General features: G+C 71.0%; 12 protein-coding genes. 2 read left to right on the top strand and 10 right to left on the bottom strand.

Annotated elements, in window-relative coordinates; translation table 11 throughout:
• Nucleotides 1–45 precede the first annotated feature (45 nt).
• The 8 genes from K1T35_RS46055 to K1T35_RS46090 form a co-directional block, all read right to left on the bottom strand.
• Nucleotides 46–1,062 carry a hypothetical protein gene (locus K1T35_RS46055; protein WP_220257925.1) on the bottom strand — a complete coding sequence of 339 codons (1,017 nt, stop codon included), beginning with the start codon at nucleotides 1,060–1,062 and terminating at the stop codon, nucleotides 46–48.
• Nucleotides 1,063–1,133: 71 nt separating this feature from the next.
• A complete protein-coding gene (locus K1T35_RS46060) occupies nucleotides 1,134–2,003 on the bottom strand; it encodes a helix-turn-helix transcriptional regulator (protein WP_220257926.1) in 870 nt (289 codons plus the stop codon).
• A 67-nt stretch (nucleotides 2,004–2,070) separates the two neighbouring features.
• Nucleotides 2,071–3,015, bottom strand: coding sequence for a LysR family transcriptional regulator (locus K1T35_RS46065; RefSeq protein ID WP_220257927.1), 945 nt, complete (start codon nucleotides 3,013–3,015; stop codon nucleotides 2,071–2,073).
• Entirely contained in the window at nucleotides 3,012–3,860 is an 849-nt protein-coding gene (locus K1T35_RS46070) for a nitroreductase/quinone reductase family protein (protein ID WP_220257928.1), read from the bottom strand. Before K1T35_RS46070 ends, K1T35_RS46065 begins: the two co-directional genes overlap by 4 nt.
• Nucleotides 3,861–4,029: 169 nt before the next feature.
• A complete protein-coding gene (locus K1T35_RS46075; protein ID WP_220257929.1) occupies nucleotides 4,030–5,208 on the bottom strand; it encodes an MFS transporter in 1,179 nt (392 codons plus the stop codon).
• A gap of 73 nt (nucleotides 5,209–5,281) precedes the next feature.
• The gene (locus K1T35_RS46080) at nucleotides 5,282–5,878 is read right to left on the bottom strand and encodes a TetR/AcrR family transcriptional regulator (RefSeq protein WP_220257930.1); all 597 of its coding nucleotides are present in this window, start codon (nucleotides 5,876–5,878) and stop codon (nucleotides 5,282–5,284) included.
• 53 nt (nucleotides 5,879–5,931) lie between these two features.
• Entirely contained in the window at nucleotides 5,932–6,276 is a 345-nt protein-coding gene (locus K1T35_RS46085; protein WP_220257931.1) for a helix-turn-helix transcriptional regulator, read from the bottom strand.
• A 5-nt stretch (nucleotides 6,277–6,281) separates the two neighbouring features.
• A complete protein-coding gene (locus tag K1T35_RS46090) occupies nucleotides 6,282–7,097 on the bottom strand; it encodes a hypothetical protein (protein ID WP_220257932.1) in 816 nt (271 codons plus the stop codon).
• 609 nt (nucleotides 7,098–7,706) lie between these two features.
• Here K1T35_RS46090 and K1T35_RS46095 point away from each other — a divergent pair.
• On the top strand, nucleotides 7,707–9,164 hold the full coding sequence (locus K1T35_RS46095) for a carboxylesterase/lipase family protein (RefSeq protein WP_220257933.1): 1,458 nt from the start codon (nucleotides 7,707–7,709) through the stop codon (nucleotides 9,162–9,164).
• Between the two features lie 207 nt (nucleotides 9,165–9,371).
• Complete coding sequence (locus K1T35_RS46100) at nucleotides 9,372–10,184, top strand: PQQ-binding-like beta-propeller repeat protein (RefSeq protein WP_220257934.1); 813 nt, start codon at nucleotides 9,372–9,374, stop codon at nucleotides 10,182–10,184.
• A 50-nt stretch (nucleotides 10,185–10,234) separates the two neighbouring features.
• Here K1T35_RS46100 and K1T35_RS46105 read toward each other — a convergent pair whose 3' ends face one another.
• Entirely contained in the window at nucleotides 10,235–12,706 is a 2,472-nt protein-coding gene (locus K1T35_RS46105) for a hypothetical protein (RefSeq protein ID WP_220257935.1), read from the bottom strand.
• A 268-nt stretch (nucleotides 12,707–12,974) separates the two neighbouring features.
• Nucleotides 12,975–13,880, bottom strand: coding sequence for an alpha/beta fold hydrolase (locus tag K1T35_RS46110; RefSeq protein ID WP_220257936.1), 906 nt, complete (start codon nucleotides 13,878–13,880; stop codon nucleotides 12,975–12,977).
• Nucleotides 13,881–13,969 lie beyond the last annotated feature (89 nt).

Here is a 13,969-nt window from a genome sequence, read left to right on the forward strand (position 1 = left end):
CCCGTGGAAGGATCCGAACGAGTGTTCGACACCAAGCGAACCGGCTCACCCTCCGACCAGCCGGGCGACCCGCAGCGCGGGTCGGTCGCCCTCTCGGAGCGCGCCGTTGCTGATGAACACGGTCTCATCGCGGACGACCACCGCCGTCGTGCCCTCGACGCCGTCGTCGCCGTCGAGCAGGACCCGATGCGTGCCGTCCGCCGCGACGCCGACCAGCTCGCTCGTATCGTTGAGCGCCGCGAGGATCTCGTCGCCGCGGCCGGTGAAGTCGAAATCGTCGATGCCGGCCAGGCCCGTGGCGTGCACGGCGACCGGGCCCGCCGCACCCGACTGCTCCACCGGGATGCGCACGATCGTGCCGAGGTCGTAGTTGCTCACCCACGCCGCTCCTGCCCGCAGCTTCAGCCCGTTCGCCCCGAAGAAGCCGGACGGCGCGAGGGTGGGGTCCGCGTTCCACACCGACGGTTCGCCACCGGACAGTGGGGCCTCCCACACCCGTCCACCGGTCGAGTCGGTGACGAGGAAGCGATTTCTGGGCTGATCGATGATCAGTGCGTTCGGCATGGTGTCCGCCGGCATCGAGACGATCAGCTCCGGCTCGCTCGACCCGGGCGCCAGTCGCCAGATGCCGGTCAGCCCACCCAGCCCTGCCGAGTAGAGGAAGAACACCGCGCCGCCTTGATCGCGCGCCACCCCGGTCACCTGCGGAATCCCGACCAGCGGCGTGGTCCCGCCCCCGCCGGCGGGCACCGGCATCGTGGCGAGCACCTCGGTACCGCCGTCTCCCCTCACCCGGACGACCTGCCGAGCGCCGATCATGCCGATGACCACGCCGCCGCCCGGTTCGAGCGCGATGCTCTCCGCGTTCTGCCCGGCGGATTTGTCGAACTCCGCCAGCACCCGGACATCGGCCAGCTCACTGAGCCCGGCCGGCGCCTCCATCGGCGCAGCGGGCTCGGCGGACGCACACGCGGCCGCCCCGAACGCCGTGCCGGCCGCCACCGCGATACCGAGGACGGCGGACGACAGGCGGACGTGCGTGGCTGATGGCGACATTCGCATCGCGACGCTCCTTGTCTAATGTGGACTTTCGGTCGATGCCGCGCGGCCCGCAGGGTCCTCCTGCTGTGCGGTCAGGCCTGGCGCGGCTCGGCGGTGTCGAACGGCGCGGTGTCGAACCGCTCCCGGCCGAGCGCCGCGATCAGTTCGAGCTTCCCCACGGCCGCGCTGCCCGGAGCGGGTGAGTACACGATCAGCCGCTGCCGATGAGCGGTCGCCAGTACGTCGAAGTCGAGTTCGACCAGCCCGACCACCGGATGGATGATCCGCTTGCGATCGCTGCGGCGGACGGCGACATCGTGTCGGGCCCACAACCGCGTGAACTCCTGGCTCGCGGCGCGCAGGGCCCGGACCAATCCCGTGGCGAAACGGTCCCCGCCTCGCGCCGCGACCGTTGCGCGGAGGTCTTCGACCTGGGCACGGCTCTCGCCCTCGTGATCCTCGACCGGCTGGCGCGCGCGGAACGTCGGATCGGTGAACCAGCGGTAGGTGCAGCTGCGGCCATAGCCGCGCTGTCCGGTCTGGTCGCCGAGCAGCGCGTCGGCGAGCGCATTCTGTGCCAGCACCACGTTGAGGTCGGAGGCGATCAGTGCGGGGAGCGTGGCCAGGTCGTCGAGCAGGCGCAGGAGGACCCGGCTGACGTGTTCGTCGGGCCCCACCGCGGGTGGACCGTATTGTCCCGCGAGCAGGAACAGGTGGTCGCGTTCGTCGTTGCTCAGCCGTAGGGCACGGGCGAGGGCTGCGACAAGGGCGACCGAGGGTGCCGCACCCCGACCCTGCTCGAGCCGGGCGAGGTAGTCCGGTGACATCCCGGCGAGCTGCGCGACCTCGAAGCGCCGTAGGCCCGGCGTCCTCCGCCGCGACCCCACCGGCATCCCGACGTCCGAGGGCTGCAGCAACGCCCGCCTGCTGCGCAGGAAGTCCCCGAACTCACGCCGATCCATACGCTCCAGCGTGATCCGTCCCGGGTCGGACAACCAGGACCTGTCAGGTCCACGCTCCGGCTGGCTACTACCGGCCTGCCTCGAGCGCGCCGGCGAGCGAGCGTTCGAACTCGGCGGAGAGGTCGGCACCCTTCATCGCCGTCCACACCGCGTCCACGAGGATCGACGGCGGCTCCCGCGGCAGCGCGACGAGCCCGACCGGTGGGTTCGGGTTGGGATCCGCGAGTGGGCGCACGCAGAGGCCCGCGGGCACCCCGAAGGCGTGCACCCAGGCGTGCGACACGATGCTCGACAGCCCCCTGGTCGCGATGTGCGCGTACAACGCGCCGACGTTGTCGGTCTCCATCACCGGCGCCAGCCGGGCCCCGGCCGTCGCCATCGCCGCGTCGAGGATCCGCCGGTTCCGCATGTCCTGCGTGAGAGCGCAGAGCGGCAGCCGCGCCGCCGCCGCCCACTCCACCACCCGCTCCCGAGCCAGCGCGGAGTCGGCCGGCATCAGCAGCAGGAAACGTTCCCGGTACAGCTGCATCGCCCGCATCGAGGCGGCCGACTCGTCGTCGAGGTAGGTGACACCCACGTCCAACTCGAAGTCGGCGAGCCTCCGCGCGATCTCCCGGGACGAGAGGGCCTCGATCCGCACCAGCGCCCGCGGATGTGCCGCCTCGAACCGCGCCGTGATCAACGGCGTCGCCGGCACCGCCGTGGGAATGGCGCCGATCCGCAGCGTCGCGCTCAGCCCGCCCCGCATCCGGTCGAGGTCGGTGCGCAACCCGTCGCGCTCCGCGAGGATCCGGTGCGCCCAGCCCACCACGCGCTGCCCCTCGGGGGTGAACCCGCCGAAGCGCTGCCCGCGCAGCACGATCGGCACGTCCAGCTCGTGCTCCAGCCTGCGGATCGCCGCCGACAGGGCGGGCTGACTGACGTGGCACGCCTGCGCCGCCCGCCCGAAGTGCCGCTCCCGCGCCAGCGCGACGAGGTACTCGAGCTGCCGAATCAGCACGTCCCCCGTCACGCGATCACCCTAAGACCGTCCAGCGCAGGAACCAGCTGCTCCTCCTCGTACGAAAGGTGCCGTTCGAGCTGGTCGGCGAGCCGGTCGACCTCCCGCCGGAGCTCCGCCGGGTCGGCGGGGCCCGCGACGGTGTCCCGCAGCTGCGCGACGAGCGCGGCGATCCGCTCGTGCTCGACGCGCAGGCGCTCGAGGACCAGCCCCAGGTCGGGCCGCTGTGCGGCGAGCAGCGGGAAGAGCGCGCCGTCCTCTCCGGCGTGGTGGTTGTGCAGGCCCGCGCAGAGGGTCAGGCAGTTCACGCGCAGCTGCGCGCCCACGCTCCCGCCGGCGGTGACCTCGTCGCGGATCAGCGCGAGCTCGCGGCGGAACGCGTCGTGGACCCGCGTGAGAGCCGCGCCGCCGGAAACGGCAGTTCCGCCGGCGAACCGTGGCGGACCGGGCACCGGCCGCAGCGCCACCACGGGCAGGACACGCCCGGACCGCTCCTCGTACTCGGCCCATCCGGGGTCGGTCTCGACGGCACGGGCGAAGGCCCGGTCGCGGTCGGCGCCTTCCATGACGACGGCCGAAGCGTCGCTGACGAAAACGCCGTCCTCGACCGTGACCTGCGGGTTCGCGACGAGGTTGTGGAACCAGGCCGGATGGCGCGGCGACCCGCCCGCGGATCCGATCACGAGGAACTGGTGGGCACCGTCGGGCAGGTAGGTGAGCGGCACGGTGTGCGGCACGCCGGACCTCGCCCCGGTGGTCGTGAGCAGGAGCAGACGGGCGCCTTCGAACGGACCGCCGACCCGGCCGGCATTGGCCCGGAACTCGGCGACGACCTGGCCTTGGAGATCAAGTGACATGTGGGGAGGAGGATCCTTTCTCGCTGAACTCGGACGGGCGAATTCGCGAGAAGGCGGCGGGCCGCGGGCCCGGCGGGGCATCACGCCCTGGCCGGGTACCCCATCCGTTCGCGGCTCGAGGCCGACCCGGCAGTCATGTCCGCGACGTTAGCCCCGTGATCGGGAAACATCAATTGCCGCCGACGGCCCGCGCCGGGGCCACGGCGCGATGCGGGACAGCCCGCCGGGCGAGGTCGGGCACGAGCGTGAAGATCCCGAGCACCGCGAGCCCCACGCCGAGCCACAGCGGCGCGCGCAGGCCGAACCCGTCGATCACGAGCCCGCCGATGGCCGAGCTGACGATGATGCCGCCGGTGATGAACGAGCCGTGGATCGTGTTGACCAGCGGTCCGACGTTTCCGGCGCGCTGCACCCGAACACCCATCGCCGGGTTCATCGTGACGCCGACCAGCCCGATCCCGAGCATGCACACCACGGCCGCCACGCCGACGTGCGCGAACAGCGCGAACCCCGTGAGGAAGACCAGGTTCAGCGCGAGCCCGCAGAGCAACACGGGGAGCGCGTGCCGGTCGGCGAGCCGCCCGACGACCGTGTTGCCCACGACGGTGGCGGCCCCGTACGCCACCAGTAGCAGCGGGACGGCACCGGTTGGGAACCCACCGATCTCGGTGAGGATCGGGTTGAGGAAGCTGAACGCGGAGAACGTCGCCCCGATCACCAGCAGGCTGGTGGACAGCCTCAGCCACAGCGTGGGCCTGCGGAAGACGCCCAACTCCTGCCGCAGGGGCCCGCTCGCGATACGCGCGAGCGCAGGCACGCCTGCGACGGTGCACAGAACCGCGACCACCGTGAGCGCGGAGATCCCCCAGAACGCCGCGCGCCACCCGTACGCCTCACCGACGACGGTGGCCAGCGGCAACCCGAGCAGCGTGCCCAGCATGAGACCGTTCAGGACCACCGACATCGCCCTGCCACGCACTTCGGGCGCCACCAGGACGGCGCAGATCGACACGGCGGTACCGAAGAACGCCTGTGCCGCCGCGCCGCTGACCAGCCGCGCGAGCAGCATCATCGGGTAGCCGGATGCGGTGGCCGCCGCCACGTTGCCCATGAGGAAGAGCGCGAACAGCAGCATCAGTGCGGTGTTCGGTCGCAGCCGCATGACCAGCATCGTCAGCACCGGCCCGCCGACCGCCATCGCCACGGCGAACGCGGTGATCAGGTACCCGACCTGGGATATCGAGACGTCGAGACCCGATGCGATCTGCGGCATGAGCCCCGCGACCACGAACTCGCTCGTGACCATGGCGAAGATGCCGAGGGCCAGCACGTACACGGCACGAGGCACGTGTTCCTCCTTATTTTGTACTGATCTGTCCATAACTTGGGCATGCGTCGAGACACCGCGCGAGCAGCGCAGGTCAGCCCGTCAGCGCGTCCACCGCCGTGTCGGCGATCGACTGCAGGGCGGCCCGATCCGCGCCGCCCTGCCCTGCCACGCGCATGCCCGCGATCACCGCGTTCAGGTAGCGGGCCACGGACTCCGGATCACGCACGGTCGCGATCTCACCGGCTCGCTGACCGGCGGCGATGACGATCCGCAGCGCCGCGGCCCTCCGCTCGGTGTCCCGGTCGAGGATCTCGGCGGCCTCGACGTCCCGGCCGGCGAGCTCGACCGTGGTGTTGACGGTGAGGCAACCGATGCTGCGGCCGTCTCGCCGCGTGGCCACCTCCCCGTCGATCACCGCCGAGAACAGGTCCCGCAGCCGCTCGACCGGCGATCGACCCTCGTCCTCGAGGATGCCGAGCTGGTTCGTGCTCATCGTCTCCACGTAGTGCAGCAGCGCGCGCCGGAAGAGCTCATGCTTGCTGGTGAACGCGTTGTAGATGCTGCTGCGGCCGAGGCCGGTCGCGGCGCAGAGGTCGTCGGTGGTGGTGGCCTCGTAGCCGTTGGCCCAGAACGTGCGCATCGCGGCATCGACGGCACGGTCCTCGTCGAACGTCCGAGGGCGGGGCATGGGGAGCACCCTAACACGTTCTGGAATGACCAGTTCAAAACAGCGGGTAGTGATCAGTAACAGTCGATCCGTGGCTGCACGCGGGTGAACCGCTCGATCCACAGCCGCTGGGCCTGCCGCATCGGCATGCGGTTCAGGAAGAACCGCGTCCCGCCCGGTTGCCGCCGAACGACGACGAGGTCGGCGGTCGCCAGCACGTCCAGGTGCTTGCTGATCGCCTGCCGGGAGATGCCGAAGCCGGCGACGAGCTCGCTCACCCGCTGACCGTCGCGATCGAGGAGACGGTCGAGGAGCGCCCGCCTCGTGGGGTCGGCCAGCGCGTTGAACACGAGGTCGAGCCGCCGCTTCGCGTCGTCGTCCGGCCGGGGGATCCCCTCGACGCCGACCCTCGCACCCATCGCCGTCACGATCGATCAGCTCCCATGTGCATCGCCCTCTCGACCCTGACGCGCAGGATCTCGGCGAACCCGATCGGCTCGAACACCGGAAGGATCTGGACACCCCGACGGTGGTCGACCACCACGACGTCGCCGGGCGGAGGCGAATCGGCGTGCCCGTCGTCGGCGGAGAACCAGGAACCGTCCCCCTCCCGCGCCGGACGCACCTCGACGGCGCTGACATCGGTCAGATCGATGGTGCGCATGTATCCCAACCTCGGTCCCGGCCGGACGGTGATGATCAGCTGCTCTTCGGTCAGCCGGACGTCGTCCCGGGCGAGCCACCGCTTCGACCGGCGCGCCCCAGAACGGATCTCGACCTGGATCTCGACATCGATCTCGCCCAGGTCGGCCGACAGCGGGCGGCGAAGGGCCCGGGCGGCGAGCACGACCGGCATGAGCTCGACGACCGACACCACAGCGGCGATCGACGGGACCGCACTCCACATCGACATGCCGGCCCGGCCGAGCAGGTCACCCGCCGCGATCCCGACGCCCACCGCGTGAACCGGAACGGCCGACACCCCCGACGCCGGCCAGCGCCACGGCTGCCCCGCCGTCGAGGACCGGCGTTCGCGCCACAGCAGCACCGCCATCGGCGCCGCGGTGAGCACGGCGGCCGCCACCGCGGCGGCAGGCGGGCCGATCGAACCTCCGGCGACCGAACACCCGACATAGACGATCAGCGTGCAATGGACGAAGAACGCCACTCCCAGCCACACGTGGGCCCGCCGCAGGCGCGCGGACCCCCGTGGTCGCCCGCCTCCAGGTCGTTCTGGCATCGGGGGTTCGGCTCCCGTCCGTACTCGCGATCGCGGAGGACCCTTCGGACTGCATGGATACTTCATTTACCGACGAACTCGCCATACCGCGCGCGATCCTTGAGCAAGATTTAACGTTCGGCGCAACCTTATATCTCGATCAAGACGCTCGACGGCACACGTGATTCACTCCTACCTTTAGCAGAACATTAAACGCCCTGGCGAGCTCGCCCGACAGGCGACTGAACGGTACGACTTGCGGCGGATGGGCACATGCCCCCCTCTGTGCCCATCCGCCGCCTCTCACCACGCCGCGCAGGAAATTCCTAATTCGCGACAACGTGCCGAACAGCTGCTCTCGGTAAAGCCGCAACGGCGACCCTCGACCGCTCCCCAGCGCGGCCGGCACCGTCCTCGCAGAGGTGACTGGATCTGCGAGGACGGTGCGAGGCGCGTGGATCAGGTGGGGAGGCCGACCGGAGCAGCCGAGTGATGACACGACCCGGGCATCCGCGGCATGTTGGGTGCCGAGCACGGCCCGTGCCAACCACGCCGTCGAGAAAGCCAAGGGGACGTGGAGAGCCTCGAAAACGATCGACTCGAGTCGATCCCTTTGGTGACGATGCCGGGATGAGTCTCGATCGCGAGATCCGCACCGTCGCGGGCACCATCCGTGGCACGCGGCACGGCGCCGTCACGGCGTTCCGCGGAATCCCCTACGCCCAGCCACCCGTCGACGGGCTGCGGTTCCGAGCTCCGGTTCCGGCTCCACCGTGGAACGAGGTGCGCGACGCGTCCGCATTCGGCCCGCCGGTCCCGCAACAGGCGTCTCCACCCGATGCATCCGACGACTGGCTGACGCTCAACGTCTGGTCCCCGGATATCGGTGCAACCGGCCTGCCCGTGATGGTGTGGATCCACGGCGGCGCTTATCTGTTCGGCAGCTCGGCCAACCCGAGCCAGGACGGCGCGACGCTCGCCGCAGCGGGCGCCGTCGTCGTCACCCTGAACTACCGAATGGGCGTGGAGGGCTTCGCACACCTCGCAGGCGCGCCGGACAACCGAGGCATTCTCGACCAGATCCTCGCCCTGCACTGGGTGCGGGAGAACGTCGCGGCATTCGGCGGCGATCCGGGGAATGTCACGGTATTCGGCCAGTCGGCGGGCGCCGGCTCGGTGGCGGCGCTGCTCGCCATGCCGGCGGCTGCAGGCCTCTTCCGCCGGGCGATCGCGCAGAGCCTGCCTGGCACCTTCTTCACCACGCGGCTCGCGGCGGCCGTCTCGGCAGCGATCGCCTCGAGCGTCGGCGTCGAGTCCACCGCGGCTGCTCTCGCCCGCATCCCGGTGTCCGAGTTGGTGCGGGTGACCCAGGCAGTCGTCCACTCCCTGCCGCGGCGGGCCAGGACCTGGGGACCGATGGCGACGGCGCGCACGCCGTTCTCCCCCGTGGTCGACGGCGACACCCTGCCGCGGGCGCCATGGACGGCACTCGCCGAGGGCGCCGGGCGTGGCGTCGACCTGCTCGTGGGGCACACGCGCGACGAGTCCCCTCGCGACGAAGAGATCACCGATGCACGGGCGACAGCCACGCTCGATGCCCTCATTCGGGGCGGCGACGCCGCCTACCGCGCCGCCTATCCGGACGCCGGCCCCACGCGGCTGCACGAGCTGGTCAGCTCGGACTGGCTGGTGCGGATGCCCAGCCTCCGGCTCGCCGACGCCCAGAACACGGGCGGCGGCAGGGCCTGGACGTACGAGCTCTGCTGGGGTCCCGGCCCGGACGGCGCCGCGCACGGCCTGGACGGCCGGCTCGTCTTCGGCACGATCGACGTCGCCGCGCTCCGCACGGCGTTCGGTGCCACCGTCGCCGACGAGGCCGCCCACCTGTCGGAGGTCATGCGGGCCGACTGGCTCCGCTTCGCGGCGACGGGCGACCCGGGTTGGCCGCGCTACGAGCCGTCCACCCGCTCCGCCCGCGTCTACGACACCGTGCCGACCGTCCGGCCCTACCCGGAGGAGGCATCGCGGCGGATCTGGGCGGAGCACCGATTCGGCACCCTGGACCTCCCGGGGGCGAATGCAATCTGATCCCTGGCAAGAACGTGACGTTCGTTGTCAAGATTTCTGCCCATCTTCCACTCTCTCGGGTGATAGCTTCCCAGCGCCCAATGATCTTGGATTGCGCGGCCTTGGCGGCCCCCGGGATCAGACATTGACGCCGAGGCGGCCGGGCCGAATCGAGCGCTCGCCGGAATCGCGCATCCACCCGCATCGGAAGAGGAACAAGGGACGTACATGTCAACGACAATGAGGCGCGTCGCAGTTCGGGCGGGCCTGGCCGCAATGGTGGCAACCGCCGTGCTCACGGGCTCGTTCCTGGCCGACGCGGGCGCCACGGCCGACCAGCCGATTCGCCCCGCGGCGGTGGATGCTCCCGTAGCGAGCGCGATGCTGAAGTCCGGGGAGAAGCTGAAGGCGGACCAGGAGCTCAAGTCCGCCAACGGCAAGTTCACGCTGCGCATGCTGCAGGACGGAAATCTGGTTCTCCTGAACGACGCGGGCGACGTGAAGTGGCACGCCGGAACGGCCCCCAACCGCGGCGCCGTGGCGACCATGCAGCGTGACGGGAACCTGACGATCGTGTCGGCGAAGAACAAGCCGCTCTGGCACACCGGCACCCAGGGCTCCGGAGCGAACCTGCATGTCCAGAACGACGGCAACCTGACCGTCCGCATGCCCGACGGCAAGGTCCTCTGGGCACTGAGCGACGAGACCGCGAGCAAGGCACAGCTCCGCCCCGGCGAGGCCCTGAAGGCGGGCGAGGAGCGCCGCTCGCTCGACGGCAAGATCACGCTCCGGATGCAGGAGGACGGGAACCTGGTCCTGCTGAACGACGCGGGCAAGGTGCTCTGGCACGCCGGAACGGCCCCGAACCCCGGCGCGAAGGCAACGATGCAGCGCGACGGCAACCTGACGGTCGTGTCAGCGAAGAACAAGCCGCTCTGGCACACCGCCACCCAGGGTTCCGAGGTGACGGCCCACATCCAGAACGACGGCAACCTGACCGTCCGCACCCCTGACGGCAAGGTCCTCTGGGCAAGCCGGTAACCACACGATCGAACGGCCCTCTCGCTCCGGCGAGAGGGCCGTTCGTCGTCTCAGCTCCCTGGCCTCGGGTCCTGGCCGAGCTGGTTCGGCGGGAACCGCAGTGGGGGGACCTGCAGCGGAGGCTGCGGGGCGTTACCCACCTCGGCCGGTAGCGGTGCCCCCTGCAGCGGGTTGCCGAGCGGCTCCAGCGGGTCGGCCGGGCGATAGGTCTCAGGCTTCGCCAGGCCGCCGGAGTCGGTGCCGTCGAACGTCTCCGTGCGGTCGCAGCCTGCGAGGGTGACACGGAGCGGGCCATCCGTGGCGACGTTCAGCTCGGCGGCACAGTCGACCCCGGCGCGCTCGGGGTCGATCGTCACCCCGCCCACCCCTGCCGACCTGACGTCCAGCACGTTCGCCGTGTCGGCCGCGACCGGCGCGTCGAGGTGCCGGAACTCGCGCAGATAGGGGTTGATCGGCGAGAAGTGGCCGTCGGTGGTCCCGACCTCCCGATCCGGCCGCGGCGCCGGCGCATCCGCGAGGCCGCGCCCGCGGGAGACGACGTCGATCGCACCGAGCTCCGGCCCGCGGGTCTCGATGCCGGAGAGCCAGTAGGCCTTGTCGGCGACCAGCCAGGACTCCGGGTCGTCCATCAGCGGGTTGCGCACGAACGTGACGTGGTGCGGGTCGACGGCGCGCGGCTCGTCGCCCATCCAGTCGGTGGCCTTCTGCCACATGCCGTTCTTGCACATCACGAGGTGCTCGGCGGCGAGCCCGACCCAGCTGTAGAACTCGTAGTCGTACTCGCCTTCCGCGTAGGCGTCGGCGCGCTCCCTGGTGATGTTGTACGGGATGAAGTCGTCGTTGACGCCCGCCCACTCCATCACCGGTTGGTTGCGCCTGCTCGGCAGCATGGGCGAGAGCTTCGACCCCGGCTCGTGCTTGGTCAGGGTGTCGACGCCGATCATGTCGCCGACCTTGTCCGCCACCCCGTTCAGGCCGGGGAACGACGGCGCGACGTTCAGCCCGTCGCAGATGAACGCCTTGTTGAAGACGTCGGGGAAGGACAGCGACAGCTTGTTCGCCATGTAGGCACCGGACGAGAAGCCGCCCATCGAGGTGCGGTCCGCGTCGAGGTCGTAGTGCCTGCGGGCGTCGGCGATCGCCTCGAACACCGCGGCGCCGGACTCACCGTAGGCCCATTCGTCCTGGCCGCGGGCGTCGACGTCGATCACCATCGTGGGGTTGCCGGGACGCTCGGCGAACTGCCGGTAGAGGTCCCGGTCGCCCGCGACGTCGTCGCCGGGCCGCAGCGCGTAGCCGTTGGTCCAGACGAGCGAGGCGTAGCCGTGCTCGGGTGCCGGCGCCTCGGGCACGTAGACCATGTAGCGCTGCAGCCGGCCGGGCAGGTCGGGCACGCAGTCGTCGCGGCACGGCCAGCCGAACGCGAGGCTCGGCCGGCCCTCGCTGCCCTCGCCGGTGCCGGTCTGGATGCCGCCCTGCTGGGTCCCGGTGCCGGGCGGCGGCCCGCCCGGGTCGCTCGGCAGCCGCCTGCCCTGCGCCTTCTCGAACCGCGACGCGAAGACCCGGGTGACGTAACCGCTGGTCGGCACGCCGGACTCGTCGTCGACGCCGTCGGCGAGCTTGGCGAAGTCCACGGCGGCGGAGAAGGGCGAGAGGTCGCCGTCCGCGATCGCGCGCTTCTGGTCGTTGTTCCGGTAGGGGGCCTCGAAGGGCTCGTGGAACCGGAAGGCGCTGTCGAAGAACGCCGACGGCGTGGGGTCACCCGCGATCGCGCCGCCGGGGTGCGTCTCGTCGGCGGAGAGCCGCGGAACCAGGTACGAGCCCTTCGCCCGGTCCCACAGGCCGGCGGCAGCGACCACCCGCTCGGTGCCGTTGGGAGCCCATGCGGCATGCGGCACCCGGACCTCCACCTGCCTGCGCGCGACGTCGACCGTCACCGCGGGCGGTGCGAGCTCCGACCCGGTCGCCGCGTCGACGACGTCACCCTCCATGCCGTGCACGGTGACGAACCGGTGGGCGGGCATGACCGCGTTGGCGCCGTGCGGGGCCTCCCGCGGCGCAGTCGAGTCGCCGAGCGCGAGCGTCAGGCCGAGCAGCTCGGGATCCGTCATCGTGTTCATCGTGATCCGGAACGCGGTGGCGTCGGCCTCTGGCTTGATCCGCACCTCGACGATGTCCGCGGCGTTGCGCCGGTACGCCGGGTCCTCCGGGTACGTGTAGCCGCGCAACAGGGTGTCGTTCGGCCAGCGCCACTGCGTACCGCCGCCCTCGTCGTCGTAGACGCAGCCCTGGTGGACGTACTCGCCGTCCCGGTAGGCGCTGGTCATGCAGATCCCGATCGGGTCGGCCCGCCAGATGCCGGTGTTCTGGAGCTGGGGCGCGTCGAACGCCGGCGCGCGGAGCAGGTCCGGCCCCGCGGTATCGGCCTCGCGCCCGCCTGCGGCCAGCGCCGGGGCTGCCGCCAACGCTCCGACGACCAGCGTGCCGGCCACGAGGACCGCGATCCCGGTTCGCTTGATCACGTGGGGCTCACCTCGCACCTCCGCCGCCCCGGATCCGCCGCCCTCGCGTCGGTGCGTGGGGACTCCGGCGTCGGGGCCGGTACCCCAGCAACGACCGATCGCGAGATGGGTAACGAAATCAAGCCGCCCGTCGCCGAAGTAGAACAAGACAACCCTTGTGGGTGGACCACTTCGGCGGCCGGAGAGACACGGGCGACATCCAGCCATCGAGCTCGCCGCTACGACCATCCCGCCGATCCCCACCGGCCCGTCTCCACCCGGGGGTCGGCTACCCCGTCGCAGGAGCGTCGAGGAAGGCCGGGACGATCGAGTGCAGCTCGGGCCGGTGCGTCACCCCGATGTGGGTCGTGCCGGGCAGCACGGTCAGCTGGGACTTCGGGAGGCCGACGATGTCGCCGTTCACCGCCCCGCCGAGCAACCGGAAGAACTCCGTGATGTGGTCGAGTCGCACCACGTCGGAGTCACCGACCACGAGGAGAACCGGCGCAGCCAGCGACTCGACGGTGCTCGCCGGGTGCTTCGGGTAGTTCAGCTGTAGGTCCTTGTTCTTCTCCACCAGCACCCCGAAGTCGTCCGGCCGGGGCGCCGCAGCCATGTAGTACTCGTGGAAGGGGGTGCCGTGCAGCATCTCCGGCTGAAGACCGGCCAACCCCTCGATGAGCCCGGGGTGCATCCCCGCAGGGTCGTACATCGGCGAGACGAGCACGAGCTTGTGCACCAGGTCCGGTTCCTTCAGACCCATGTCGAGCGCGACGGCCGCTCCGGTGCTGAAGCCGAGGACGTCGGCCTGCTGCACGCCGAGCTGCCGCAGCAGCGCCGTGGTGTCGGCCGCCATCTGCTCCACCCGCAACGGCCGGTCGACGTCGGCGGTGTGCCCGTGCGCCTGCTGCTCGACGGCGATCACCCGCCGGTCCTTGGCCAGCACCGGGATGAGCTCGCCGAAGTCGGGCTCGATACCCGACAGCGAGCCGTGCAGAAGCACGAGTGGCCGGCCGGTCTCCGGGCCATGAGTCTCGTAGTACATCTCGAGGCCGCCGATCGAGGCGTACCGGCCGGCGGGCGGGGCGCCGGCGATCGGCGACGGCTCCGGACTGTTGTCGGCGTCCGCTCCACAGCCTGCGACGGCGGCAAGTATGATCATGCCGCCGAGCGCGGCTCCCATTGCCCTGGTCATGCAGGGGCCCCTGGCTCAGTCACGGCCCCAGCCTGACAGCCGCACTTGCGGTTTCCTTGCGGTCGTCGGCCGGCTAGCCCGGAAGCGGG

This window comes from Pseudonocardia sp. DSM 110487, from assembly GCF_019468565.1.
Taxonomy (GTDB): Bacteria; Actinomycetota; Actinomycetes; order Mycobacteriales; family Pseudonocardiaceae; genus Pseudonocardia.